The 26,312-nt window shown below is 25.3% G+C and carries 25 protein-coding genes and 5 tRNA genes; 11 read left to right on the top strand and 19 right to left on the bottom strand.

Annotated features, from left to right (window positions below):
* Positions 1 to 9: 9 nt before the first annotated feature.
* The 3 genes from eno to glnS form a co-directional block, all read right to left on the bottom strand.
* Positions 10 to 1,314, bottom strand: a complete 1,305-nt coding sequence (eno, locus tag AB4W64_RS02140) for a phosphopyruvate hydratase (protein WP_367677854.1) — start codon at positions 1,312 to 1,314, stop codon at positions 10 to 12.
* A 53-nt stretch (positions 1,315 to 1,367) separates the two neighbouring features.
* Positions 1,368 to 2,990, bottom strand: coding sequence for a CTP synthase (locus AB4W64_RS02135; RefSeq protein ID WP_367677853.1), 1,623 nt, complete (start codon positions 2,988 to 2,990; stop codon positions 1,368 to 1,370).
* A 237-nt stretch (positions 2,991 to 3,227) separates the two neighbouring features.
* Positions 3,228 to 4,913, bottom strand: coding sequence for a glutamine--tRNA ligase (glnS, locus tag AB4W64_RS02130; RefSeq protein ID WP_367677852.1), 1,686 nt, complete (start codon positions 4,911 to 4,913; stop codon positions 3,228 to 3,230).
* 134 nt (positions 4,914 to 5,047) lie between these two features.
* Here glnS and AB4W64_RS02125 point away from each other — a divergent pair.
* The 5 genes from AB4W64_RS02125 (at position 5,048) to AB4W64_RS02105 (ending at position 6,788) form a co-directional block, all read left to right on the top strand.
* Positions 5,048 to 5,124 (top strand) — tRNA-Met (locus tag AB4W64_RS02125).
* A 5-nt stretch (positions 5,125 to 5,129) separates the two neighbouring features.
* A tRNA-Leu gene (locus AB4W64_RS02120) sits at positions 5,130 to 5,211 on the top strand.
* A gap of 37 nt (positions 5,212 to 5,248) precedes the next feature.
* A tRNA-Gln gene (locus AB4W64_RS02115) sits at positions 5,249 to 5,323 on the top strand.
* A 186-nt stretch (positions 5,324 to 5,509) separates the two neighbouring features.
* Positions 5,510 to 6,178, top strand: coding sequence for a ribose-5-phosphate isomerase RpiA (gene rpiA, locus AB4W64_RS02110; protein WP_367677851.1), 669 nt, complete (start codon positions 5,510 to 5,512; stop codon positions 6,176 to 6,178).
* Positions 6,179 to 6,194: 16 nt separating this feature from the next.
* Entirely contained in the window at positions 6,195 to 6,788 is a 594-nt protein-coding gene (locus tag AB4W64_RS02105; RefSeq protein WP_367677850.1) for a 5-formyltetrahydrofolate cyclo-ligase, read from the top strand.
* 14 nt (positions 6,789 to 6,802) lie between these two features.
* Here AB4W64_RS02105 and AB4W64_RS02100 read toward each other — a convergent pair whose 3' ends face one another.
* Entirely contained in the window at positions 6,803 to 7,558 is a 756-nt protein-coding gene (locus AB4W64_RS02100; RefSeq protein ID WP_367677849.1) for a 16S rRNA (uracil(1498)-N(3))-methyltransferase, read from the bottom strand.
* Positions 7,555 to 8,232: an endonuclease gene (locus AB4W64_RS02095; RefSeq protein ID WP_367677848.1), complete on the bottom strand. Its 678-nt coding sequence runs from the start codon at positions 8,230 to 8,232 to the stop codon at positions 7,555 to 7,557. Before AB4W64_RS02095 ends, AB4W64_RS02100 begins: the two co-directional genes overlap by 4 nt.
* 315 nt (positions 8,233 to 8,547) lie before the next feature.
* Between AB4W64_RS02095 and metK the strand changes: the two genes are divergently transcribed.
* On the top strand, positions 8,548 to 9,687 hold the full coding sequence (metK, locus tag AB4W64_RS02090; RefSeq protein ID WP_367677847.1) for a methionine adenosyltransferase: 1,140 nt from the start codon (positions 8,548 to 8,550) through the stop codon (positions 9,685 to 9,687).
* Positions 9,688 to 9,800: 113 nt separating this feature from the next.
* Here the strand turns inward: metK and gshA are convergent, their stop codons facing one another.
* From gshA to AB4W64_RS02060, 6 genes are all read right to left on the bottom strand, one after another.
* Positions 9,801 to 11,381, bottom strand: a complete 1,581-nt coding sequence (gene gshA / locus AB4W64_RS02085) for a glutamate--cysteine ligase (RefSeq protein WP_367677846.1) — start codon at positions 11,379 to 11,381, stop codon at positions 9,801 to 9,803.
* A 105-nt stretch (positions 11,382 to 11,486) separates the two neighbouring features.
* Positions 11,487 to 11,560 (bottom strand) — tRNA-Arg (locus AB4W64_RS02080).
* Between the two features lie 19 nt (positions 11,561 to 11,579).
* Positions 11,580 to 11,672, bottom strand: a tRNA-Ser gene (locus AB4W64_RS02075).
* 153 nt (positions 11,673 to 11,825) lie between these two features.
* Complete coding sequence (gene csrA, locus AB4W64_RS02070) at positions 11,826 to 12,011, bottom strand: carbon storage regulator CsrA (RefSeq protein ID WP_367677845.1); 186 nt, start codon at positions 12,009 to 12,011, stop codon at positions 11,826 to 11,828.
* 157 nt (positions 12,012 to 12,168) lie between these two features.
* Positions 12,169 to 14,802, bottom strand: a complete 2,634-nt coding sequence (alaS, locus tag AB4W64_RS02065; RefSeq protein WP_367677844.1) for an alanine--tRNA ligase — start codon at positions 14,800 to 14,802, stop codon at positions 12,169 to 12,171.
* A gap of 120 nt (positions 14,803 to 14,922) precedes the next feature.
* Entirely contained in the window at positions 14,923 to 15,657 is a 735-nt protein-coding gene (locus AB4W64_RS02060; protein WP_367677843.1) for an outer membrane protein assembly factor BamD, read from the bottom strand.
* 136 nt (positions 15,658 to 15,793) lie between these two features.
* On the opposite strand from AB4W64_RS02060, the gene rluD reads away from it, so the two are divergent.
* Both rluD and fis read left to right on the top strand, forming a co-directional pair.
* Complete coding sequence (gene rluD, locus AB4W64_RS02055; RefSeq protein WP_367677842.1) at positions 15,794 to 16,741, top strand: 23S rRNA pseudouridine(1911/1915/1917) synthase RluD; 948 nt, start codon at positions 15,794 to 15,796, stop codon at positions 16,739 to 16,741.
* A gap of 134 nt (positions 16,742 to 16,875) precedes the next feature.
* Positions 16,876 to 17,172, top strand: coding sequence for a DNA-binding transcriptional regulator Fis (gene fis, locus AB4W64_RS02050; protein ID WP_367677841.1), 297 nt, complete (start codon positions 16,876 to 16,878; stop codon positions 17,170 to 17,172).
* Between the two features lie 130 nt (positions 17,173 to 17,302).
* Here fis and aroQ read toward each other — a convergent pair whose 3' ends face one another.
* A complete protein-coding gene (aroQ, locus tag AB4W64_RS02045; protein ID WP_367677840.1) occupies positions 17,303 to 17,752 on the bottom strand; it encodes a type II 3-dehydroquinate dehydratase in 450 nt (149 codons plus the stop codon).
* A gap of 161 nt (positions 17,753 to 17,913) precedes the next feature.
* Here aroQ and tldD point away from each other — a divergent pair, with 161 nt between their 5' ends.
* Positions 17,914 to 19,365, top strand: a complete 1,452-nt coding sequence (gene tldD, locus AB4W64_RS02040; protein ID WP_367677839.1) for a metalloprotease TldD — start codon at positions 17,914 to 17,916, stop codon at positions 19,363 to 19,365.
* A 95-nt stretch (positions 19,366 to 19,460) separates the two neighbouring features.
* Here the strand turns inward: tldD and rplS are convergent, their stop codons facing one another.
* The 6 genes from rplS to AB4W64_RS02010 form a co-directional block, all read right to left on the bottom strand.
* Positions 19,461 to 19,808: a 50S ribosomal protein L19 gene (gene rplS, locus AB4W64_RS02035; RefSeq protein WP_367677838.1), complete on the bottom strand. Its 348-nt coding sequence runs from the start codon at positions 19,806 to 19,808 to the stop codon at positions 19,461 to 19,463.
* 26 nt (positions 19,809 to 19,834) lie between these two features.
* Complete coding sequence (gene trmD, locus AB4W64_RS02030) at positions 19,835 to 20,608, bottom strand: tRNA (guanosine(37)-N1)-methyltransferase TrmD (RefSeq protein WP_367677837.1); 774 nt, start codon at positions 20,606 to 20,608, stop codon at positions 19,835 to 19,837.
* Positions 20,605 to 21,150, bottom strand: a complete 546-nt coding sequence (gene rimM / locus AB4W64_RS02025) for a ribosome maturation factor RimM (protein ID WP_367678297.1) — start codon at positions 21,148 to 21,150, stop codon at positions 20,605 to 20,607. The genes trmD and rimM overlap by 4 nt, the downstream gene beginning before the upstream one ends.
* Entirely contained in the window at positions 21,141 to 21,398 is a 258-nt protein-coding gene (gene rpsP, locus AB4W64_RS02020; RefSeq protein ID WP_367677836.1) for a 30S ribosomal protein S16, read from the bottom strand. The genes rimM and rpsP overlap by 10 nt, the downstream gene beginning before the upstream one ends.
* Positions 21,399 to 21,492: 94 nt before the next feature.
* On the bottom strand, positions 21,493 to 22,848 hold the full coding sequence (gene ffh, locus AB4W64_RS02015) for a signal recognition particle protein (RefSeq protein ID WP_367677835.1): 1,356 nt from the start codon (positions 22,846 to 22,848) through the stop codon (positions 21,493 to 21,495).
* A 170-nt stretch (positions 22,849 to 23,018) separates the two neighbouring features.
* Positions 23,019 to 24,176 (bottom strand): chorismate mutase, encoded by a 1,158-nt coding sequence (locus AB4W64_RS02010; protein WP_367677834.1) that lies wholly within the window; start codon positions 24,174 to 24,176, stop codon positions 23,019 to 23,021.
* 142 nt (positions 24,177 to 24,318) lie between these two features.
* On the opposite strand from AB4W64_RS02010, the gene rplM reads away from it, so the two are divergent.
* Positions 24,319 to 24,747 (top strand): 50S ribosomal protein L13, encoded by a 429-nt coding sequence (rplM, locus tag AB4W64_RS02005; protein ID WP_367677833.1) that lies wholly within the window; start codon positions 24,319 to 24,321, stop codon positions 24,745 to 24,747.
* Between the two features lie 19 nt (positions 24,748 to 24,766).
* On the top strand, positions 24,767 to 25,159 hold the full coding sequence (gene rpsI, locus AB4W64_RS02000; protein WP_367677832.1) for a 30S ribosomal protein S9: 393 nt from the start codon (positions 24,767 to 24,769) through the stop codon (positions 25,157 to 25,159).
* A 56-nt stretch (positions 25,160 to 25,215) separates the two neighbouring features.
* Here the strand turns inward: rpsI and cgtA are convergent, their stop codons facing one another.
* Complete coding sequence (gene cgtA, locus AB4W64_RS01995) at positions 25,216 to 26,220, bottom strand: Obg family GTPase CgtA (protein WP_367677831.1); 1,005 nt, start codon at positions 26,218 to 26,220, stop codon at positions 25,216 to 25,218.
* Between the last annotated feature and the right edge of the window lie 92 nt (positions 26,221 to 26,312).

Raw genomic sequence — 26,312 nt, 5'->3', positions numbered from 1 at the left:
TGATAATAATTAAAATGTAAGTTTAATTCCATTTAATCCTTGAAAAGGTGCGTTTTTACCTAATCTTTCTTCTATTCTAATTAATTGGTTATATTTAGCTGTTCTATCTGAGCGACTCATAGAACCAGTTTTAATTTGTCCTGATGATGTTCCGACAGATAAATCAGCTATATATGTGTCTTCTGTTTCACCTGATCGATGAGAGATAATTACATTATAATTTGCTTGTTTTGCCATATTTATAGCTTCAAGAGTTTCTGTTAGTGTACCAATTTGGTTTAATTTAATTAATATAGAATTTGCAATACCTTTTTTAATGCCTTTTTTTAAAATTTTTGTATTAGTAACAAATAGATCATCTCCTACTAGTTGTATTTTTTTTCCTAAGAGATTTGTTTGATATAAAAAACCCTCCCAATCAGATTCATCTTGTCCATCTTCAATAGATACAATAGGATATTTATTAGATATTTGTTCTAGATAATGAGTAAATTCCTTCGAAGAAAAATCACTTTTTTCTCCTTTCAATTCGTATTTTTTGTTCTTTTTATTATATAATTCAGATGCAGCACAGTCTATAGCAAATCGTATATCTTCACCTAATTTATATTTAGTTTTTTTGTGTATAGCATCTTGAATAATGCTGAAAGCTTCTTCATTAGTTTTTAAGTTGGGGGCATATCCACCTTCATCTCCTACTGTTGTACTCATTCTTTTTTCTTTTAGTAGTTGACCTAACGCATGAAATATCTCACATCCCATACGTATAGCATCTTTTATTGTTTTTGCGCTAATTGGTTGAATCATGAATTCTTGAATATCAATATTATTACTAGCGTGTTTTCCACCATTAATAATGTTAATCATAGGAAGAGGCATAGAAAACATACCTTTTGTATTATTAATTTCTGCAATATGTTCATACAAAGGCATTCTTTTAGATGAAGCAGCTGCTTTTGCAACCGCTAAAGATACAGATAAAATAGCATTTGCACCAAATTTAGACTTATTGATCGTACCATCTAAATCAATCATAATTTGATCAATATTTTTTTGATTTTGAGCATTTTTATTTTTTAACGCATTCGATAATTTTTCATTAATTAATGTAACTGCTTTTTTTACTCCTTTTCCCATAAATCTATTTTTATCTTCATCTCGTAATTCTAATGCTTCTAAAGAGCCTGTTGAAGCTCCAGAGGGAGAAGAAGCACATCCAAAAAATCCGCCTTCTAAATGTACTTCAGATTCTATAGTAGGATTGCCTCGAGAATCTATTATTTCACGAGCGATAACTTTAATAATTTTAGACATGGTTTTTACCTTAATACATATTGTAAATGTTTTTAATATAAAAATATTTTATATTATTTGTTTTTGTTTTTTCCTGCTGATTTTATAAAATCTATAAATAATGGATGTCCATCACGTGGTGTAGAAGTAAATTCAGGATGAAATTGACATGCTAAAAACCATGGATGATTAGAAATTTCAATAATTTCTGCTACATTATTATTTTGAGAACGTCCTGTGACTTTTAATCCTGCTATTTCTATTTTTTTTAATAAAATGTTATTCACTTCATATCGATGTCTATGTCTCTCTATAATTACATCTTTATTATACAATTTTCTAGATAAACTATTGGTGCTTAACTTACAAGGTTGACTACCTAATTTCATGGTACCACCTAAATTATTTTTTTTGCTATGATTTTTACATATATGAATATTTATGTTTTGTATTAAATCAATGACAGGATATTTACATTTAGGATCAAATTCTGTTGAATTAGCATCTTTTATTCCTACTACATTTTGTGCGAATTCTATAATTGCTATCTGCATACCTAAACAAATACCAAAATATGGAATATTGTTTTCTCGTGCGTATTGTATAGACAATAGTTTCCCGATAATTCCACGATCGCCAAAACCACCAGGTATTAAAATGCCATTAAGTTTTTTGAGTTGTTTAACGTTTTTATTTTTTATATTTTCTGAATTAATTAGTTGTATATTTACCTTTATTTTATTTTTTAAACCTGCGTGTTTCAGAGCTTCAATGACAGATTTATAAGCATCAGGTAATTTAATATATTTTCCAATAATACCAATAATAATTGTTTTATTAGCATTATTTTCTGCACTAATTACTTTTGCCCATTCTGATAAATTAGCTTCAGGGACATTTAATTTAAAATATTTACAAATATAATCATCTAATTTTTGATTTTTTAATAAGTTAGGAATTTTATATATTGAATCAACATCTCTTAAAGAGATCACGGCATTAACTGGTACATTACAAAACAATGCAATTTTTTTTCTTTCATTAATAGGAACAGTTTTCTCAGATCGACATATTAAAATATCTGGTTGTATTCCTATTGAAAGTAGTTGTTTTACTGAATGTTGAGTAGGTTTTGTCTTAATTTCACCTGCTGTGGAAATATAAGGAACTAGTGTTAAATGTATATATATAACATTTTTACGGCCAATATCAACTGCCATTTGACGAATTGCTTCTAAAAATGGAAGAGATTCAATATCTCCAACAGTACCACCTATTTCTACAAGAATAATATTATGATTTTTTGAACATAAAACAATTCTTTCTTTAATAGCATTTGTGATATGAGGTATGACTTGAATTGTGGCACCTAAATAATCTCCTCTTCTTTCCTTTTTTAAAACTTGAGAATAAATACTTCCTGCTGTAAAATTGTTTAAACATGTCATTTTAGTGTGAATAAATCTTTCATAGTGACCTAAATCTAAATCTGTTTCTGCGCCGTCTTCAGTAACAAATACTTCTCCATGTTGGGTAGGACTCATTGTTCCGGGATCTACATTAATATATGGATCTAATTTTATTATTGTTACTTTTAGGTTGCGTGCTTTTAATATTGCACCTAATGAAGCAGCTGCGATTCCTTTTCCTAAAGATGAAACTACTCCACCAGTGATGAAAATATAATTTTTATTCATGCTAAATATAAAAATGTTAGTTAAGATAAATAAATGTTTATTTAAAAATTTTATTATATTTAAATATAGATATTAATAAAAAAATTTTTATATTATTAAAATTAATATAATTTAAAACATATTGAAATAAATTAATTTAAAATAATTTTTTTATAAGCATTTGATTACTTGATTTTTTTTATGAAATATAATTAAGATTATATACTGATACTAATTATTAATGTTTTTTATTTTAATTTATTTTTTTAATTTCGACGAATCACGCAAACTAACAGTACGATTAAATATTAATTTGTTTTTTTTAGAATCGATATTATCTATACAGAAATATCCAATCCTTTCAAATTGAAAAAATATTATTTGATTTTTTATGTGTATTTCTTTTTGAATTTTTTTTGCTAGATTATTTTCAATAAATCCTTTTTTAATTATTAATGATTCTGGATTGATATATGATAAAAAATTTTCTTCTTGTTCTGGATTTTTTATTTTAAATAATTGGTTATATAATCTAAATTCTGCTGGAAATGAATTTTTTATTGCAATCCAATGTATTACTGAAGGATTTTTTTTATTTTTTGGTTTTTTCCCTAAAGTTTTTGTATCACAATAACATATTATACTAATAATATTATCATGTTCATCTTTATCTATTTTTTCTGCTTTTATCACATAAGCATGTCTTAATCGTATTTCTTCTCCAATTTTTAATCTTTTATATTTTTTATCATATTTTTCTTTAAAATCTGAACGTTCAATATATATAATGTTAGTAAAAATAATTTCATGAGTGCCTAATTCTGGATTATTTGGGTGATTTGGAACTATCAATTTTTCTTCATGATTTTCATTTAAATTATATAAAAATATTTTAATTGGTTCTAATATAGCCATAGTGCGTATAGCAGTCTTATTCATTTCTGTTCTAATACAGTGTTCTAGCATAGAAAATTCTATTAAATTATTTTGTTTAGTGACTCCAATTTTTCGACAAAATTCTTTGATAGAAGATGGTGTATATCCTTTTCTTCTTAATCCAGAAAGTGTAGATATACGAGGATCGTTCCATCCTTTGATAATATTTTTGTCAATTAGTATTTTTATCTTTCTTTTAGATAAGAGTGAAAATTCTAGATTGAGTCGAGAAAACTCATATTGTTTAGGATATTTTGTAACACTTGTATTTTTTAAAATCCAGTTATATAAACGTTTATTATCTTGAAACTCTAATGTGCATAAAGAATGAGTAATTCCTTCAATAGAATCAGATAGACAATGAGCAAAATCATACATAGGATATATGCACCATTGTTTTTTAGTTTGATGATGTTCGGAAAAAATAATACGATATAAAACAGGATCACGCATAATGAGAAAAGAAGAATTCATATTAATTTTAGCTCGTAAACATACTTCTCCTTCTTTAAATTCACCATTTCTCATTTTTTCAAAAAGTTCTATATTTTCCTGAACTGTTCTATTTCTATATGGACTATTTATTCCTGGATTTTTGAGATCGCCTCTATATTCACGTATTTGTTCTTTTGTTAATTGATCTACATAAGCTAAACCTTTTTGAATTAATTCTTGTGCATATTTATATAGTTTTGAAAAATATTGTGAAGAATAAAATGGGTTTTTATTCCATTTGTAACCTAACCAGTGAATGTCATATTGAATAGCATTAATATATTTGATATTTTCTTTTAATGGATTAGTATCATCGAATCTAAGATTACATTTTCCTTTATATATTTTTGCTAATTCAAAATTTAAACATATTGATTTTGCATGACCAATATGAAGATATCCATTTGGTTCAGGTGGAAATCGAGTATGAAATGATAAATCTTTATTTTGTATAAAATCTTCATTGATAATTTGACAAATAAAATTGTTATATTTCTTGATTTCTTTATTCATTTTATTTCTCTTGTTAATATATACATATATTTTATAAATGTATAAAATGTGTTGTATATTTTTAATATAATTTTATTGATTATTTAATTGATATATTATAAAATATAATAAGTAAATTAATAAATTTTTTAATAGGCTACGTAGCTCAGTCGGTTAGAGCACAGCACTCATAACGCTGGGGTCATGGGTTCGATTCCCGTCGTAGCTACCATTTTAGCGGGAGTGGCGAAATTGGTAGACGCACCAGATTTAGGTTCTGGCGCCGAAAGGTATGCGAGTTCAAATCTCGCCTCCCGTATAATCTAAAAATTCTTTAAAATATATTATTAAAATTTTGGGGTATAGCCAAGCGGTTAAGGCACCGGTTTTTGATACCGGCATCCCTGGTTCGAATCCAGGTACCCCAGCCATTCTGAAAAAATATCTTTTTTTTACTGTCTAGTATAAATAATATTTATTAAATCAAAAATTTAAATTTGTTATTTAAAAATACTAATTTCATATACTAAATCTTTACCTAAAGAAGATCAAAAATATATTATTTTTTTCTGTTAAAAAAACCAAAATTTGAAAATAAACAATAATTTTTTTACATTATGGATTTAAATAAATTAAAAAAACAAGCAGCATGGGCTGCATTAGATTATATTTATCCTGGCTCTGTTATAGGAGTTGGAACTGGTACAACCATTTTTTACTTTATCAAAGCTTTAAGTACAAAAAAGAATTTAATATATGGAACAGTATCTAGTTCTAACAGTTCTACTGCTTTGTTAAAAGAACAAGGAATACAAGTTTTTAACTTAAAAAATTTTAGTTCTGTAGCTCTTTATGTTGATAGTGCTGATGAAATAAATCATCATTTACAGATGATTAAAGGCGGGGGGGCCGCTTTAACTAGAGAAAAAATTATTGCTGCGATGGCAAAGAGCTTTATTTGTATTGTTGATAAATCAAAAAAAGTAGATATTTTAGGAAATTTTCCATTACCTATTGAAATTATCCCTATGGCAATATCTTATATTTCAAAAGAAATAATAAAAATTGGAGGAAAGCCAAAATATCGAAAAGATGTAATTACAGACAACGGAAATGTCATTATAGATGTGTATAATCTACGTATTAAAGATCCTATATCAATGGAAAAAAAAATCAATGCTTTACCTGGAGTAGTAACAGTTGGTTTATTTGCTTCTAGAAGTGCTGATATTGTTTTAATTGGTACAAAAACAGGAATAAAAACCATTACAAAAAAACAAAAATAATTTTTAATAAGAATCTATGTTAACAAAATTTTTACAAGATCGCAAAAAAATTCGTCAACATATGCGTTTTATGCGTCAATCATTAAATATCACACAAAAGTACAAAGCATCTATAGAAATTGCTAAATTTGCTTTTAATTTTAGCTTTATTTGTAAAGCTAAAAATATTGCTGTTTTTTTGCCTTTTGATGGAGAAATAAATACATATCCTTTTATTTTTCAGTTGTGGTTAAATAAAAAAACAGTTTTTCTTCCTGTTATAAATTCTATTTATGATAAAAAATTATTATTTGTTCACTTTACTTCTCATTCTCTGTTACATCGTAATCCATATAACATATTTGAGCCTTTTTTTCATATTGAAGATATTATTTCAATATCTAATTTAGATGTAGTTATAGTACCATTAGTTGCTTTTGATTCGCAGGGAAATAGATTAGGTATGGGTGGAGGTTTTTATGATGTCTGTTTAAATCACTGGAGAAAAAAAAATTTTCTACCAGTAGGTTTTTCTTATAATTTTCAATTGGTCGATAATATACCTAAACAGTCCTGGGATGTTTCATTGCCTATTGTTTTAACACCTAATAAGATATGGATTTTTAAATAAAAATATAAAAATATTTAAATTGTTGTTAAATCACCAAATTTTATTTGTAATGCAGTTATAGCGGCAACAGACGCAGTTTCTGTTCTTAAAATTCTTGAGCCTAATTTTATTGCAAGAAAACCATATTTAATAATTTTCAGGATTTCGTTATTTGAAAAACCTTTTTCAGCGCCAATAATTATTCGAATGTATTTTATAGATTTTGGTAAATCATTAATAGTTAATATAGCTTTTGGATGAAAAATAACCTTTATGCTATTATTTTTATCATTTTTGCACCAAGATAAAATATCTTTTGGATCTTTAATAATTGGAATAATATTTCGATTACATTGTTGACATGCAGAAATAATTATTTTTTCCCAGCGTTTCATCTTGTTAGGAATATTTATATTTTTTGTTTGAGTATCAGAATATTGAGAAAATAATGGTGTAATAATATTTACACCCATTTCAATTGATTTTTGAATAGTGAAATCCATTTTTTCATTTGCAGAAATTACTTGTCCTAAATGAATATGCAGCGGTGATTCAACATTTTTAAATTTATTCTTAAAAATTTTTACTTGAATTATTTTTTTAGAAATATTTATGATTTCAGCGAAAAAAATATGATTAGTGTTGTTAAATATTTCTAATACATCTTTTATTTTCATTCTTAAAACATTTTTAACGTAATGAATATGATCTTTTGATAAAAATAAGACTTGATGAATTTTAAAATTATCTTGAATATAAATGCGTGGAATTTTTTTTTTATTTTTTTTCATTTGTTATTTTTTATACATTTTTTATAAATATAATTATTATGATAACCTTGTATATGAAATATTAATTGTTCTCTTTCACATTCCCATTTTGTTACAGGAAATTGTTTATCCCATAAGATAAATAATTTTTTTTGTTTATGAGATAAAACTATTTTATATTTTTTATTCATATAAAAATAAGTTCGTGCTATAGCTCCTCGAGATCTTTCAGGTGGTTCAACTATTTTTTTTTTAAAATCTATTTTTATATTACATTTTCCGTATTGAGAAACTGTATCATTTAATTGACCATACATAAAATTAGAACGATCTCCATTGATTTCTCCAATAGCTGGTTGTAAATTATGAATATCAGATTCAATGTTTTTATATACTGGATCTATTTTAATACATTTTTTACGCCCTCCTTGTTTCCAACATTTTTTTTGATGGCCAAATTGCCATGCTGGTACTATATGTTCCCATTCAATTCTTGTTGCACGAATTTTATTTTTTCGAATTTTATATCCACAAGATGATAAATTAGGAATGCCTTTTTTTTGTTTCCAAATAATTGTACATCCACAATAAAAAGATCCTGGTGCATTTTTATGAATTTTAATTGCTATAAGTTTTGATTGGTAAAAATTTTGTACGTGATGTTTATAAAAATGGTTTTTTTTATTTAAGAACAAAAAAAAAACATACTAATTAAGATAAATATTTTTTTTATCATTTTATTTTATCTATTTTAAAAAATTATTTTTTATATGATATATTTTATTTGGATATAATAAATATATCTATTTTTTTAAAAATTTAAAACATAAATTTTATTAGAAATGAATAATAATTTATTATTATTTTTAATAAAGATATTCTAATTAACATTTTAATATATTTTAAACAAGATAAAAATATTAACAATATTTAATATTAAAGATTTTTATATAAAAAATATTTTTTTAAAAATAATTAAAATAAAATTATTTGAGTAAGGTAGATATAAAATGGCTGAATATTTTTTTACATCTGAATCAGTTTCAGAAGGTCATCCAGATAAGATTGCTGATCAAATTTCTGATGCGTTGCTAGACGCAATACTTAAGCAAGATCTAAAAGCACGTGTTGCTTGTGAAACTTATGTAAAAACAGGTATGGTGTTAATTGGAGGTGAAATTACAACAACTGCATGGGTTGATGTTGAAGAAATTACTAGAAATACTATTAATAATATTGGTTATGTTAATTCTGATGCAGGATTTGATGCTAATTCTTGTGCAGTCTTAAGTGCGATAGGAAAACAATCACCAGACATTAATCAAGGTATAGAGAATGTTAATTTTTTAGAACAAGGAGCTGGAGATCAGGGAATTATATTTGGTTATGCTACAAACGAAACAGAAGTGTTAATGCCAGCACCTATTACTTATGCTCATCTTTTAATGAAGCAACAATCTGAATTAAGAAAAAAGAATATTTTATCGTGGCTCAGACCTGATGCTAAAAGTCAGGTGACATTTCAATATAAAAATGGGACTATAGTAGGAATTGATACTGTAGTTTTTTCGACACAGCATCAAGCAAGCATTAGTCAAAATGTTTTACAGGAAGCAATTATGGAAGAAATTATAAAACCGGTATTGCCGAAAAAATGGCTAACAAAAAATACAAAATTTTTTATTAATCCTACCGGAAGATTTGTTATAGGTGGACCTATGGGAGACTGTGGTTTAACTGGTCGTAAAATCATTGTTGATACTTATGGTGGCATGTCTAGACACGGAGGAGGTGCTTTTTCTGGAAAAGATCCTTCAAAAGTAGATCGTTCTGCAGCATATGCAGCGAGATATGTAGCTAAAAATATTGTTGCTTCAGGTTTAGCTGATCGCTGCGAAATTCAACTCTCTTATGCAATTGGAATAGCAGAGCCAACTTCTATTATGGTTGATACTTTTAAAACTGGAAAAATCAGTAATGCTTCTTTAATTTCTTTAATTCGTGAAATTTTTGATTTACGTCCATACGGAATAATTAAAATGCTTAATCTTCTACAACCGATTTATTTGAATACAGCAGTTTATGGTCATTTTGGTAGAGAAGAATTTCCATGGGAAAAAACTGATAAAGTAAATGCATTGTCTGAATAAAATTATTTATTTTTTTACTATTTATTAAAAATTTTAAAAATACTTTTTTTAATATAATTAAGAATATTGAATATGAATATATTGATATTTTTATATTTTTATATGTCCCATGTTTACTGGCATGGGAGAATTTTTTTATGTTTTATATATTCTTCAAAAGATAATGTATCTTCTTGTTCTATTTTTTTTTGTTTTTGATGAGAAAGTAAAACTTCTTTTTCTAAAAATTTTTTATGGTAATTTATATGAGATCTATCAATAAATTTTTTATGATATTTATTAGCTAAGTTTATTCCTGTTTTTTTGATACCTATATTAATTATATTTTTTAAAAACTTAGCGGAATAAGTTAATTCTGGGTTTTTAAAATATAACATTATTTTTTTACAAGCTTTTTGATATAATGCATTATTTTCATTATAATCTAATATTAATGCAATTTGATTTAAATCTTGAAACATTATTTCACTAATTTCAAATAAAGTTTTTTCTTTTTTATTTTTAATATAAATAGTTTGATTGGGTTTTCTTCCTTCAAAAATTATTTTTTCCCAGTTTTTAGTAGTTAGTAAAAAATCTTTTTTTTTCATGATAGGTGCATCAATTAAAGCACACCAAATTAAAAATAAATCTAAAAACAATATTTGATTTTTACTTATACCGATAGAAGAAAAAGGATTAATGTCTAAAGAACGTATTTCTACATATTCAATGCCTCTTTTTTCGATCGCTTCTATAAGTGATTCTCCATTTTTTGTTTTTCTTTTTGGTCTAATTTGTGTGTAGAGTTCATTTTCCATTTGTAAAATGTTAGTATTTAATTGTTTAAAATCGCCTTTTATATTTTTTAGTCCTATATGAACAAATTTTTTTGAAGGTGTTTCGAGGGCATTTTTTAATGACTTTACATAAGAATGTAAATCGTTAAATAAAATGTTTAAATCTATAATTTTAGTATTAGTGTATCCAAAATCACTAATTCTTAATGAAGTTGACCATGGCAAATAAAATATATTTTCTTGATTTTTTTGAAATTGATATTTTTTATCTGTATTTTTTAAAAAATATGATGATACTGCTGGTGATGATCCAAACAAATAAGGAATTATCCATCCAAATCTATAATAATTTCTAATTAAATTTAAATAACCTGATGAAATGTAATCTTTATTACTTTTTTCATCTTTTTTTTCTTGCCAATTTTTCCAATGTTGCCAAAATTTTAAAGGCAATGAAAAATTATAATGTACACCAGAGATTGTGTTAACAAGTTTACCATAACGATTTTTTAAACCTGTTCGATAAATAGATTTTATTTTTCCTATATTAGAAGTTCCATAATCGGCTATTTTGATATTTGTTTTTTTATTATAAGAATATGGTATGCTAAAAGGCCACATACGTTCATGCTGTGTTTTTGATGCTACAAAGGAATGGAGATCTTTTAAAAAAGATAATAAATAATCTATATTATTACTTGTAGGTGTAATAAATTCTAATAAGTTTTCTGAAAAGTCAGTTGTAATCCATTTGTGAGTTAGCGGTGATCCAATTGAACATGGATGTTTATTTTCAGAAAAATTTCCATTTTTTTGAATTCTTAAAGTTTCACGTTCAATTCCTCTTAAAATGCCTTCTAATATTTTTGGATTTTCTTTTAAAAAATTGATTTTTTTGGAGATATCTTGTATCAATTTTGTCTCCTGATATAAAATATTAAATGATTTTATATAATTTTTTTGAATATATAATATATATTTTGCGTGTTTTTTAAATAAGGATGTTTTGGTTTTTTATTTTGCATCCGGAAGGATTCGAACCTCCGACCGCTCGGTTCGTAGCCGAGTACTCTATCCAACTGAGCTACGGATGCAATTTTAAAAATTAAATGATGGCGGTGAGAGAGGGATTCGAACCCTCGATGCAGATATTTTCTACATACTCCCTTAGCAGGGGAGCGCCTTTAACCTCTCGGCCATCTCACCTGATTACAATTTTATAAAAAAATTTTTTGTATTTTTATTTTACTTTTTTTTCTATATAAGTCAAATATATTTTATATAAGATATTTGTTATTTTTTAAATCAGATAAATATAAAAACTGCATCTTACTTGATATTAGCAAGATGCAGTGTTGATTAGCAAATTTTTTGTTGTTGTTTTTCAGCTTGAATACGTTGATATATTTCTTCACGATGTACCGAAACTTCTTTAGGGGCATTTACACCAATACGAACTTGGTTACCTTTAACTCCTAGTACTGTTACAGTTATTTCGTCGCCAATTATTAACGTTTCACCAACTCGACGAGTTAGAATAAGCATTCTTTTTTCCTTGAAATATTAAAAGAGTTCGGCCTTTCCAGTTCCTGGCGTTATGAATAATACAGGGTTAAACGTAGACCATAAAAATTTTTTTAACTATACATTATATATTTTAAATGAATATTTTACTTTATAATCTATAGATTATAAATATTTATTATTTTTTAAATTTTTTACGAATCCATATTTTAATATTTTTTAAAACTATAGGTAAGTTTTCTATATTAACACCGCCTCCTTCAGCAGTCTCTTTTTTACCTCCTCCCTTTCCATTTGTTTGTTTCATAATAATGTCCATGATTTCTATTGCTGTTATATTGTTAATTAAATTTTTTGTAATTCCTACAATGATTGTAAAACAATTATTTTTAATATTTGTTAATACAATAATTGTGGTTTTTAATTCTTTTTTTAATTGATCAACTATTTCTCTCATTAATTTATGTTCGTAGTTATAAAATATATTTTCAATAAATTTTATTTCTTCTATATATACAATATTTTGTATTAATTTTTTTATATAATATGTATTTTCTTTTTTTTGAAATTCAATAATTTTGTTTTCTAAATCTGTTATAGTAACCATTATCTTTTTTATTTTTTCTTTAATATGAGAATAATTACAATTTAAAAAAAGAGATATATCTTGTATATACTTATCTTTTTTGTGTAAATAATCTATTGCTTTTTGTCCAGTAACAGCTTCAATTCTTTTAATTCCTGATGCTATACTTGATTGATTAATAATTTTAAAAAGTCCAATGTTTCCAGTTCTTTTAGTGTGTGTTCCACCACAAAGTTCTCTGGAAAAATTATTTATAAATACTACTCGAACTATAGATTTATATTGATGTTCAAACAAAGCAATGGCTTGATTTTTTTTTGCTTCTTCTAAGCTTAATTCTTTTGTTGTAATAATAATATTATTACGAATTTTAAGATTGATAATATATTCAATTTGTTGTATTTGAATGAGTGATATGGTTTTAGAATACGAAAAATCAAATCTTAAATGTGTATTAGTAACTAAAGATCCTTTTTGGCTAACATGTTCTCCTAAAATTTTTTTTAACGCAGCATGTAGCAAATGTGTTGCTGAATGGTTTAATTCAATAGAATGTCTATGATCTTGATCAATTTGACTGTAGATATAATCATTTACTATAATTTTTCCTGAAATTAATTTTCCAATATGTCCTATTGTTTTTCCATATTTTTTCGTATTTTTTACTACAAAACATGATTTTTCATTATATATTCTACCTATATCACCAATTTGCCCTCCTGATTCTGCATAAAAAGATGTTGTGTCAAGAAAAATTATTCCATCTTCATTGGTGTTAAGTTCTAAAACCGGATTATTTTTAACAAAAATATATTTTACTAACGATTTTACTGTGTTTTTGCGATAACCTTGAAAGATACATTTGTCACTGATTACAATATAGTCATTATAGTTTTTATAAAATTTTTTATTAACATTAGATTGTTGTTTTTGATTTTCTTTAGACAACTCATAGCTTGTGTAGTCTATTTTAATATTTTTTTCGCGGCATATGTCAGCTGTTAAATCAACTGGAAATCCAAAAGTATCATACAGATAAAATACAGTTTTTCCAGAGAGAATATTATTATGTGTTTTTTTTATTTCATTATTTAATATTTTAAGACCTTTATCAAGAGTATGAGAAAATTGTATTTCTTCTGTTTTTAATATTTCTTCTATTTTTTTCTTTTTTTGTTTTAAAATATTACTACTATCACCCATAACTTTAATAACACTAGAAACAAGTTTGTAAAAAAAATTTTCTTTTATGCCAATTTTATGACCATGTCTTAATGCTCTTCTAATAATTCTTCTTAAAACATAACCTCGATGTTCATTTGATGGTACAATATTGTCTGCTATAATATATGTACAAGATCGAATATGATCTGCTATGATTTTTAGAGAAATATGATTTAAATCTTTTACATTAGAAAATGTAGCTATAGTTTTTATTAATGTTTGAAATATATCAATATCATAATTAGAAGAAACATTCTGTAAAACAGCAGATATTCTTTCTAATCCCATACCTGTATCAATACATTTATTTGGTAAAGAGATAATTTTTGTTTTTGAAATACGATTAAATTCTATAAAAACAATATTCCAGATTTCAATAAAACGATCATTTTTATTTTCTAAAAATTCGAAAGAATTACTTGCATTGTTACTATAATAATCATAAAATATTTCAGTACAAGGACCACACGGTCCAGTATCACCCATTTGCCAGAAGTTTTCTGAATTATATTTTAAATTTTTTTTATCGCCAATTTTAATGATACGTTGAGAAGGTATTTGAATAATATTTTTCCATATTTGATATGTTTCATCATCATCTTGATATACAGAAACCCATAATTTATTTTTTGGTATATTAAACCATTTTTTTGATGTTAGTAATTCCCAAGCGTATTCAATAGCTTCTTTCTTAAAATAATCACCAAAACTAAAGTTTCCAAGCATTTCAAAAAATGTATGATGTTTTGAAGTATATCCTACATTTTCTAAATCGTTATGCTTTCCTCCAGTTCTCAAGCAGCGCTGCACAGTAGCTACGCAAGGGTTATGACTTTTTTTTTGACCTAAAAAAATCTCTTTAAACTGATTCATACCTGCGTTGGTAAATAATAATGTAGAATCATTATATGGAATTAAAGAACTACTAGGAATAATTACATGTCCTTTTTTTTCAAAAAAATTTAAAAAATCTTGACGTATTTTATTGGTTGTTGTGTTCATAATTATTCTTATTAATTGAAATAAAAAATATGTTAATTACATAAAGAGATTTATTAAATTTTTTTATTAATGTATATTTTCAACATTATAATAAAGTGTTTTATATTTTTTTAAAAATTTTTAAATTTTATTTAATGAAATTATTTTTGATATTTTTTCAGCTGTTTTAAAAATGTTTAATTCGATATAAGCTTTCTTCATGTATATAAGTGCTTTTCGTGTAGCTGGCATTTCTGGATATTTTTGTATCATTTCCTCTCCTCTATTCACAACAGCTATATATTTTTTATGCAAAAAATAATATTCTAATATTTTTAAATCATGTTCGGATAAACGATATTTTAAATATATTAAATTTTTTTTAGCATTTATTACGTAAGGGCTTTTAGGATACTGATAAATGAAATGTTTTAATTTAAAAAATGCATTTATTGCGTAATGAGGATCATTTTTATGATAATTGATAGGTAAATTTTTAAAAAATATATTTTTATCCATAGATATATCAATTAAACATTGAATATATATAATATAATCCATATTTGGATGATTTGGATAAATTTTTATAAATTGTTTGATATTTTTTTTTGCTGTATTTAAATTTAAATTTTTATAGTAAGAATAAATTAAATTAATCTGAATTTTATCATTAATAAAGTTATACATATTATTTTTTTTAATTTTTTCTAATATGTATATTGCATTGTTAAAGTTTTTTTCTCTTAATTCTCTTCTAGCGTTTTCATAAAAAGAATATGTTTCTTTAAAAATTTTATTATTAGATGATTCACATTGTGTCATTAAGTTTAAACATACAATTAAAAAAATGCATGTAATGTTATTTTGTTTTTTCATTATGGTATTTTAAAAAGTAAATTAATATTTTTTTACAATATTTTATTTAATAAAATATAGAATATCATATTTTATAAGAATTCAAGATTTCGTTTTAGACGTATAAAAAATATTTATTATGATAAGGAACATTTTATTGAAAAAAATAGAATTAAGTGAAATGGTATCTTGTATTTCTTTATCAGGAAAAAGATTAGATCAAGTATTAGCTCAATTATTTAAAAAATATTCTCGTTCTTATTTAAAACAATTAATTATTATGAATCAAGTACTTGTTGATAAAATTGTTGTTAATCAACCTGATCAAAAAATATTGGGAGGAGAAACCATCACCATTTATCCTACTCTTCAAGATATAAGATTGAATATTCCTGAAAATATTACTTTAAATATTATTTATGAAGATAATGAGATATTAGTGATTAATAAACCTGCCGGTTTAGTTGTTCATCCAGGTGCTGGTAATAATACAGGAACTGTTTTAAACGCATTATTGTATCATTATAAAAATATTAAATATTTACCTCGTGCTGGTATTGTACATCGTTTAGATAAAGATACTACTGGATTAATGGTAATTGCTAAAACTATTCAATCGTATAGTTATTTAGTAAAATTATTAAAAAAAAGAAAAATTATTCGAGAATATCAAGGAATAGTTATAGGTAATATGATTTCAGGAGGAACAATAAATGCTCCTATAATGCGTCATCATATTAAAAGAATATCTATGACAGTACATCACTTAGGTAAACAAGCAATTACTTATTATAAAATTATTAATCGTTTTAAATTTCATACGCATATATTAATACGATTAGGCACAGGACGTACACATCAAATTCGTGTTCATATGTTATATATAAAACATCCATTAGTTGGTGACCGTGTTTACAAAGGTATTATTCGGGGTATAAATTACAAAACTAATGAAAATACAAATAAAATATATGAATTTCCTCGTCAAGCATTACATGCTAGTCATATTTCTTTTCAACATCCTATTACTCAAAATTTAATGTCTTGGACTGTTTCTCTTCCTGAAGATATGAAAAAACTTCTTGTATGTTTGCAAAATCTATAACAAATAAATTTTATTTATTGTATTTGTTTTTAATAAAACATATTATTCATAGTATGAAAAAAAGTTCAAAAAAAATATATTTTTTAATTTTTTAAAAACTATATAAATTTAAAAAATAAAGAGCTGATAGTATTATGTTAGAAGAACTAATAAAAAATGAATTTTTTGTTTTATCTAGTGCAGATTCTCAGGATCGTATCGTAAAAAAACCTTTACGTGAATTAGTAAAACAAGCTTTGAAATACTATTTATTAAACTTGAATGGTAAATATGTCAATAATTTATATGAATTAGCATTAGCTGAATTAGAAAAACCATTATTAGATATGGTTATGCAGCATACTAGAGGAAATCAAACTCGTGCAGCTTTAATGATGGGTATAAATCGTAGTACATTACGGAAAAAATTAAAAAAATATGGTATGAATTAATTTTTTCTATTGCACTTTCTATTTTAATGAAAATTAAGAGAGTGCAAAAAATATATTTTTTTATTTTTTCATATTTTTATTAAAAAATACAGTTTATATAAATGTATAAAAGTATTTATATAAAATTTTTTTAATTTTTATTTAATTTTAAAAGCCTATTAGATATTGTTTTTAATGCCCAATAATAACCATCAAGACCGAGTCCACAAATTACACCTTGAGAAATATCAGATAACCACGAGTGAGTGCGAAAATCTTCTCTAGAATAAATATTTGAAATATGAACTTCAATGAAAGGAATGCTTACTGCTATTAAAGCATCTCTTATAGCTATACTAGTGTGCGTAAAGGCTGCAGCATTAATAATAATATAATGGACATTATTTCTTGAAGAATGAATTTTATTAATTAATACATGTTCTGCATTAGATTGTATATGATCCAAAGAAAGATTGAGTTTTTTAGCTTTTGTTTTTAAATTATTTAATAAATCAGTTAGAGTACATTCACCATAAATTTCAGTTTCTCGTGTTCCGAGAAGATTTAAATTCGGTCCATTAATTAATAATATATTTTTCATATTTCATCTCTGTTAAAGATAGTATTTTAAATTTAAATAATTAATTTTTAAAAAAAAAGAAACTTATTATATAATATTTTGTATTAAAAAATATTTTTTATTTTATCTTTTATCTTTTATAATAAGTTTTTATCAAATTATTATAAATTAAGTGAGTTTAAATGACATTTGAATTAGTTTCTGAATCTTTATTAATTGCTAATAAAATAACTCAACAAGATCTTTCAGTGTGTTTAGAAGAACTATGTATGCGTAAATTAGATTACGGAGATCTTTATTTTCAATCTCATCTTTATGAATCTTGGTCGTTAGAAAACAGAATTATAAAAGAAGGCAGATATCATTCAGATCAAGGAGTTGGAGTTAGAGCTATTCGAGGAGAGACTACAGGATTTGCATATGCCGACCAAATATCCATAGATTCTTTAAGAAAAAGCACTAATATGGCACGTAGTATTATTTTTGTTAAAGGTCTAGGAAAAACAAAAACGTTTTCACAAAAAAAAGTAAAACCATTTTATAATGTTATTAATCCTTTGCAAATGTTTTCTTCTAGAGAGAAAAGCGACTTGCTTTATAGAGCAGATCATATAGCACGTAGTGTCGATAATCGTGTTATAGAAGTGAATGCTACTTTAACAGGTTCATATGAGCAAATATTAATAGCTTCTACTGATGGAGATTTAGCAACAGATATAAGACCTTTAGTACAATTTTCCATTAGTGTTTTAGTTGAAGATCACGGAAAAAGAGAACGAGGTCGAAGTGGGGGTGGCAGTCGTGCTGATTATAATTTTTTTATAAATAAAGATGATTTATCAAAAGAAAATAGAATTGATCATTGGTCTAGAGAAGCTGTTCGTATAGCTTTATTAAATTTATCTTCAAAAGAAGCGCCTTCAGGAACTTTTCCTGTAGTTTTAGGTTCTGGATGGCCAGGTGTTTTATTACATGAAGCTATAGGCCATGGTTTAGAAGGTGATTTTAATAGAAAAGGGACATCAGTCTTTACTAATATGATTGGAAAAAAAGTTGCATCAGAACTATGTACTATTATTGATGATGGTACAATAAAAGATCAACGTGGTTCATTAAGTATCGATGATGAAGGAACTCCTGGACAATATAACGTTTTAATACAGAATGGAATATTAAAAAAATATATGCAAGATAAACTTAACGCGCGCTTAATGGGAACACAGTCTACTGGAAATGGACGTCGCGAATCATATTCATATTTACCAATGCCACGTATGACTAATACTTATATGTTATCTGGTACATCTAAAATAGAAGATATAATTCAAAGTATTGAATATGGAATATATGCTGTAAATTTTTCTGGGGGTCAAGTTGACATCACTTCTGGAAAATTTGTTTTTTCTACTTCAGAAGCTTATTTAATAAAAAAAGGAAAAATTTCTTCACCGATTAAAAACACTACATTAATAGGCTCTGGTTTAGAAGTAATGCAAAAAATATCAATGGTCGGTAATGATTTAAAAATGGATCAAGGAATGGGTATTTGTGGAAAAGATGGACAAAATATTCCAGTAGGAATAGGACAACCATCTATTAAATTAGAACATTTAACTATAGGTGGAACAGTTTAGTTTACTATAAAAAATATTCATGATTTATGTGTTATATAAAATAATGCAGTCAAGAATTATGTCATGACTGCATATTAAAGTTATTTTGATCAATATTAATTAAGTCTTTCTTTAATACGTGCAGCTTTACCAGTTCGAGTTCTTAAATAATATAATTTTGCTTTTCTCACTAAACCTTTTCTTTTCATAATAATTTCATCAATGCTATGAGAATGTGTTTGAAAAACACGTTCAACACCTTCTCCATTAGATATTTTACGTATAGTAAAAGATGAATTTAAATTACGATTTCTTATTCCAATTACTATTCCTTCAAAAGATTGTATGCGTTTCTTAGAACCTTCAATCACCCATACTTTAACTTCTATAGTATCTCCAGGTCTAAAAATAGGTATATTTTTTTTTAATTGTTTTTTTTCTATCTCTTTAATCACATTTCTCATGGATTTTTCCTTTACAACAAGATAACTTAAATAACTTTTTTATTTTTGTATTTTTTAAATTTGTTTAATAAAATTATTTCTTCTTTATTTAAAATATGTTTTTTTAAAAGATCGGGGCGTTTCGTCCAAGTTTTTCCTAATGATTGTTTTAATCGCCAAAGACGAATTTCACTATGATTTCCAGATAATAATACTTCTGGAACTGACATATTGTGAATTTTTTTTGGTCGAGTGTAATGAGGATGATCAAGTAAATTTTTAGAAAAAGATTCGTTTTCTATAGATTGTTTTTTTTTTATCACTCCTGGAATGAATCTAGATATAGAATCAATCATAATCATAGCTGCCAATTCTCCTCCAGTAAGTATGTAATTTCCAATTGACCATTCTTCATTTACCTGAGAATCAATAATTCTTTGGTCTATTCCTTCATATCGACCACATATAAAAATAATTTGTTTTTTCTTAATAAGTTGTTCTATGCAATTTTGTTTTAACAATTTTCCTTGAGGAGATAAATAGATTACAGTAGCATTTTTTAGTTCAGATTTTGCATGCTGAATGGATTGATACAATGGTTCAGCACTCATTATCATACCAGGTCCTCCTCCATAAGGACGATCATCTATAGACTTATATTTATTTTTAGTAAAATTTCTTGGATTTAAAAAATCAATATTAATTATTCGTTTTTTAATTGCTCTACTAGTAATACCATAATTAGTAATTGCATTAAACATTTCTGGGAAAATAGTAATGATTTTAAACCATATTAAAGTATTATCATATTTGTTTTTCATTTATAAGGTGTAATTGAGTTCCATTGAACTGTTATAAGTTTATAGTTGGAATTTATTTCTTTTATTATTTTTTTTTCAATGAATGGAATAAAGATGTTTTTTTTAGATATTGCTAATGTATTGCTTACTATTAAGATATCGTTATTTTTTGTACGTATTAAATCTATTACTTTACCTAAGTAATGCTGATATGTATTCACTACCTTGTAGTTAATAATATCGTTCCAATAATATTCATTTTTTTTTAATTTAGGCAATGTGTGTTTACTAATAACAATATTTAAATTAGTTAGTTCTCTAGCATCTGAACGATTAGAAATACCTTTTATATAAACAATAAAATGATTTTTATATTTTTTCCAGTTTTTAACTTGAACTTTTGTCCATTTTTTTTTAAAAAAAAACCATGGAAAATAATCAAATATTTTTTCTTTTTCTTCTGTAAAAGAAAAAATAGTTATCCATCCTAATATTCCATAAGATTTGCCAAATTTTCCTATTAATAATGGTTGAACTGGTATATTTATATTATTTATGAGAATACCTCTTTTTTATTATATAATTTAATAATTTTTTCAGTTCTTTTTGATATTTGCGCTCCTTGGCTTTTCCAATATCGAATACGATCTAAATTTACTTGTATTAAACGAGATTTTCCTCGAGCAATAGGATTAAAGTATCCTACACGTTCAATAAAACGACCATCTCTAGAAAAACGACTGTCAGCTACTACCATTTTATAAAATGGACGTTTGTTTGTTCCATATCGAGCTAAGCGAATTTTTACCATGTTCTATTCTTCTTTGAATTTATATATTTTGGAAAGATAAATTTCGAATTAATTAGAAAATATCTACTATATTATATTTTTATTATTTGATTTGTTAAAAATTTTTAGGTATTATGTTTTTTATTCCTCTCATTACTTTAGATATTCCACTAGTTTTTATTTTTTTCATAATTCTTTGTATAACATCAAAATTTTTTAATAATTTATTAACATCTTGTACGTTCGTTCCGGATCCTAAAGCAATTCTACGTTTTCTTGATCCTTTAATGATACTTGGCGTTAATCGTTCTTTAGGTGTCATTGAAGATATCATTGCTTCAACTTTATTCAATGCGTTCTTATCCATATTTAATAATGATATATTATTAGATAAGGAATTATTTTTAAAAAATTTATTGATGAAAAAATTTAATCCTCCAATTTTTTGCATTTGCTTAATTTGGATTAAAAAATCATTTAAATTGAAATTTTCACCTGTTTTTAATTTTTTTGTAAGTTTTTGCACTTGAGATTGATCAACAGTGTCTTCTATATCTTCAATTAAAGTCGTAACATCATGCATTCCTAAGATTCTATTGGCAATTTTTTCCGGATAAAATGTTTCTAGCTCTGTGATTTTTTCTCCAGTGCCTATAAATTTAATGGGTTTTCCAGTAATATGACGCATAGATAAAGCAATTCCACTTCTAGAATCACCATCTGTTTTAGTTAATACTATACCAGATATAAACAATTTATTATTAAATATTTTTGCCATATTTACTGCATCTTGACCCATCATTGAATCTACTATTAACAATGTTTCGATCGGATTTGATAAGTTTTGTATTTCATGAATTTCATCCATCATTTTTTGATCAATATGTAATCTTCCTGCTGTATCAATCAATAAAACGTCATATAATTTTTTTTGTGCATGTTTTAATGCTTTTTGAGTAATTTGTATTGGTGTTTCATCTTGATTGGATTCAAAAAAATCTACTTTAATTTGATGAGATAATATTTGTAGTTGTTTAATAGCTGCCGCACGATAAATATCAGTTGATACAATTAATATTTTTTTCTTATGTTTATTTTGTATCCACTTTCCTATTTTTGCTAAACTAGTAGTTTTTCCTACTCCTTGCAAACCTATGACTAATATAACAGCTGGTGGTGCAATAGATAAATTTAAAATATTATTTTTTTCACCCATTGCAAATATTAACTCGTTTTTAACTATTTTTATAAATTCTTGACCAGGAGTTAAACTTTTATTTATTTCATGACCAATTGCTTTTTTTTTAACATTATCTATAAATTTTTGAACTACAGATAACGTTACATCTGCTTCTAATAATGCTTTTCGTACTTCTCTTATTGTATCTTTAATATTGTCTTCTGTTAGTCTGCCTTTATTGATAATTTTACGTAAACTTTGTGAAAGACGCTGAGTTAAATTATTAAACATTATCTATTGCTCATGTTAAAATTTATAAAAAATTATTCATATAATCATGTTTATATTAAAAAATTTACTAGATTTATTTTTTTTAAAACTATATTAAAAACTTTTTAATATTTTTTATATATTAAATATAAGAATTTGATTTTTTTAAAACAGTTTTTTTATTTAAAGAATCATGGCACTATTGGACAAATATTTTCACTTGGATAACATCCTAAAATTTTTATAAATTTAGTTATTTTTTTAATTCTTTCTATAGTTTTTTGCATTAATTCTGAGGATAGATTTGCTTGTATATCAATGTAAAACATTTCTTCCCATGGATTTTTATAAATGTTTTGTGAAGTAATTTTTTTCATGATTAATTTATTTTCTTTTAATATTAACAAGACTTCAGCAAGAGCACCTGATTCTTGTCCTGTACTAAAAATCAACGTTGTTTTAGTGGGTATTTTTGAAGAAAACGTAATAGAATTTCGATGTAATAAAATAAATCTTGTAATATTTTTTTCTTGGTTTGCTAAATTTTTAGATAAAACATTTAGTCCATAAATTTTACTTCCTATTTCACTTCCTAACGCCGCATTATATTTGTCATTATATTTATTAATTTTTTTCATTGCATCAGCTGTGCTTTTAGTATATTTAATTGTCCATTTTGGAAATTTTTGAATAAAATTACTACATTGTTGAAATGGTTGGGGATGACTGTATACAGTTTTAATTTTATCTAATGGAATTTTTTTAATTGCTAGTAAGCAGTGATTTATAAAAATATTAATTTCACCAATGATAAATAGATTAGTTTTTTTCAAAAGATTGAAGACTTCATAAATAAAACCAGAACAAGTATTTTCTATTGGTAAAACAGCGTAATCCGATTGATTATTTTCGACTGATAGAATAACTTTTTCAAATGTAGAGCATTCTTTTATGACACATTTTTTAAAATTTCGATTTGCATATTCAGAAGCTGCGATATGAGAATAAGAGCCTTTAGGTCCTAAAATAGAAAAACTGTTACGAGTTAATTGATGATTATCACAAAATTGTTTTAATAATTTTTCTTGAGTTAATACTGATTCTTCAATTATTAATTGAAATAAGCGAGTTATATATTCAGGTTTTAGCTGATTTTTTTTTCCTAAAAAAATTAATTTTTCTAGCATTTTTTTTTCGCGTTCTATATCTCGTATAGGTTTGTTGTTCTTTATTTTTGATTCAGCAATTTCTAAGATAAGATCTTTTCTTTTTGCTAATAATTTGACTATTTTTTCATCTATATAATTAATTTCATTACGAAAAAATAATAAAGAGTTTTTATTGGGCATAATTTATCACCTATAGAGTATATATTAATATAAAAAAGAAATATTTTAAAAAATATTTTAGTTGAATATATTTACTATATCTTATTAATTATAATCATAGTATTATTTTCTCTACAAATAATTATATTTTAATGAGTTTAAAATGAAAACTTTCTCAGCGAAATTAAGTGATATTAAAAGAAATTGGTATTATGTAGATGCAACTAATAAAATATTAGGACGTTTAGCAAGTGTATTGTCTTTTCATCTTCGAGGAAAACATAAAGTTCAATATACTCCTCATCTTGACACTGGAGATTATATTATTGTTTTAAATGCTTCAAAAATATTAGTTACTGGAAAAAAAAAGATTGATAAAATTTATTATCATCATACAGGTTATATAGGTGGTATAAAACAGGCTAGATTTGAAGAAATGATATCTCGCCATCCAGAAAGAGTAATTGAAACTGCTGTAAAAGGTATGCTGCCTAAAGGTCCGTTAGGACGTGCTATGTTAAAAAAATTAAAAGTTTTTTCTCATGACAAACACAATCATATTGCACAATGTCCTCAATTTTTAAATATTTGATAAAGAGGTTGAAAAATTAATGATTCATACTCAAAATTATGGTACTGGTCGTCGTAAAAGCTCTTCTGCTAGAGTTTTTCTTAGATCTGGAAATGGTGAAATTACTGTAAATAAACGTTCTTTAAGTGAATATTTCGGTCGTGAAACTTCTTGTATGATTGTTCGTCAGCCATTAGAATTGGTTGATATGATAAGTAAGTTTAATATTTATATTACTGTGAAAGGTGGAGGAATTTCTGGTCAAGCAGGTGCTATTCGTCAAGGTATTACTCGTGCTTTAATTAAATATAATCAGTCATTACGATACGAATTAAGAAAATCTGGTTTTGTTACCCGAGATTCACGTCAAGTTGAACGTAAGAAAATAGGTTTACGTAAAGCTAGAAAACGTCCACAATTTTCTAAACGTTAAAAATTAATTTATTAGTTTTTTATAGGGACTTGGTTTTCAAAAAACCGAGTTCTTTTTTATTTCGCTAAAAAATCAATAATATCAAAGCATAATTGTTTTATTCCTATTTTTTTTATTGATGAAATACAATAATATTTTTCTTGTATTTTTAATTGATTTTGAATTTCTTTAATTTTGTCATTAACTTCTTGTGAAGTTAATAAATCTATTTTATGAAAAACTAACCATCTTGGTTTATTGTATACAACCATGCTATATTTTTTTAATTCATTTAAAACGATTCTTATGTTATCTATAGGATGAGAATTATTTTGAGGTTTTAAATCAACGATATGAAGCAGTATTTTACATCTTTCTAAATGTTTTAAAAAACGAATTCCTAATCCTAATCCATGTGAAGCTCCTTGAATTATGCCTGGAATGTCTGCTATTATGAATTTTTTTTTATTTGGAACACTTACACTACCTAAAATGGGATTCAATGTTGTAAATGGATAATCTGCAACTTTTGTTTTAGCTCCAGATATGCTTTTTACAAAAGTAGATTTTCCAGCATTAGGTATTCCTAGTGTTCCCACATCAGCAATCAAAATTAATTCTAATTGTATATCTCTTTTTTCTCCTATTGTTCCTAATGTACTTTTTCTTGGAGTTCTATTCGTAGAAGATTTAAATCTAGCATTACCTAACCCATGCCAACCTCCTTTAGCAACTAATATTTTTTGTTTATCTTCAGTTAAATCAGCTATTATTTCACGTGTTTGATAATTTATTACCTTTGTTCCTATAGGTACATGTATTGTTATATCACTTCCTTTTTTACCAGAACATTTTTTACCTGATCCGTTTTGTCCATTTTGAGCTTGAAACTTTTTTTTAAATCGTAAATCTATAAGAGTATTTAAATTATTATTGGATTCTAGCCAAACATTTCCGCCATCTCCACCGTCTCCACCATCTGGACCTCCTTTTGGAATATATTTTTCTCTTCTAAAATTAACACAACCATTTCCGCCGTTTCCTGCAATTACTTCTATTATGGTCTGATCAATAAATTTCATTTTTTATCCATCTTGAAATATTTCTGACATTAATGAGCATTATTTTTTTATTAATATGTTATATGTAAAAACAGAACCCCCTAAAAAAGGGG

This window comes from Buchnera aphidicola (Brachycaudus tragopogonis), from assembly GCF_964059175.1.
In the GTDB taxonomy this organism is placed as follows: Bacteria; Pseudomonadota; Gammaproteobacteria; order Enterobacterales; family Enterobacteriaceae; genus Buchnera; species Buchnera aphidicola_BM.
This window is presented reverse-complemented; position numbering and strand designations above follow the sequence as displayed.

Coding starts and splice junctions, on each gene's coding strand:
- AB4W64_RS02010 (WP_367677834.1), bottom strand. CDS start 24,176: ATGCCCAATAAAAACTCTTTATTATTTTTTCGTAATGAAATTAATTAT.
- AB4W64_RS02060 (WP_367677843.1), bottom strand. CDS start 15,657: ATGAAAAAACAAAATAACATTACATGCATTTTTTTAATTGTATGTTTA.
- aroQ (WP_367677840.1), bottom strand. CDS start 17,752: ATGAAAAATATATTATTAATTAATGGACCGAATTTAAATCTTCTCGGA.
- metK (WP_367677847.1), top strand. CDS start 8,548: ATGGCTGAATATTTTTTTACATCTGAATCAGTTTCAGAAGGTCATCCA.
- AB4W64_RS02105 (WP_367677850.1), top strand. CDS start 6,195: ATGTTAACAAAATTTTTACAAGATCGCAAAAAAATTCGTCAACATATG.
- cgtA (WP_367677831.1), bottom strand. CDS start 26,220: ATGAAATTTATTGATCAGACCATAATAGAAGTAATTGCAGGAAACGGC.
- fis (WP_367677841.1), top strand. CDS start 16,876: ATGTTAGAAGAACTAATAAAAAATGAATTTTTTGTTTTATCTAGTGCA.
- rplM (WP_367677833.1), top strand. CDS start 24,319: ATGAAAACTTTCTCAGCGAAATTAAGTGATATTAAAAGAAATTGGTAT.
- AB4W64_RS02100 (WP_367677849.1), bottom strand. CDS start 7,558: ATGAAAAAAAATAAAAAAAAAATTCCACGCATTTATATTCAAGATAAT.
- rpsI (WP_367677832.1), top strand. CDS start 24,767: ATGATTCATACTCAAAATTATGGTACTGGTCGTCGTAAAAGCTCTTCT.
- glnS (WP_367677852.1), bottom strand. CDS start 4,913: ATGAATAAAGAAATCAAGAAATATAACAATTTTATTTGTCAAATTATC.
- rpiA (WP_367677851.1), top strand. CDS start 5,510: ATGGATTTAAATAAATTAAAAAAACAAGCAGCATGGGCTGCATTAGAT.
- alaS (WP_367677844.1), bottom strand. CDS start 14,802: ATGAACACAACAACCAATAAAATACGTCAAGATTTTTTAAATTTTTTT.
- csrA (WP_367677845.1), bottom strand. CDS start 12,011: ATGCTTATTCTAACTCGTCGAGTTGGTGAAACGTTAATAATTGGCGAC.
- rplS (WP_367677838.1), bottom strand. CDS start 19,808: ATGAGAAATGTGATTAAAGAGATAGAAAAAAAACAATTAAAAAAAAAT.
- trmD (WP_367677837.1), bottom strand. CDS start 20,608: ATGAAAAACAAATATGATAATACTTTAATATGGTTTAAAATCATTACT.
- ffh (WP_367677835.1), bottom strand. CDS start 22,848: ATGTTTAATAATTTAACTCAGCGTCTTTCACAAAGTTTACGTAAAATT.
- rpsP (WP_367677836.1), bottom strand. CDS start 21,398: ATGGTAAAAATTCGCTTAGCTCGATATGGAACAAACAAACGTCCATTT.
- AB4W64_RS02135 (WP_367677853.1), bottom strand. CDS start 2,990: ATGAATAAAAATTATATTTTCATCACTGGTGGAGTAGTTTCATCTTTA.
- eno (WP_367677854.1), bottom strand. CDS start 1,314: ATGTCTAAAATTATTAAAGTTATCGCTCGTGAAATAATAGATTCTCGA.
- tldD (WP_367677839.1), top strand. CDS start 17,914: ATGACATTTGAATTAGTTTCTGAATCTTTATTAATTGCTAATAAAATA.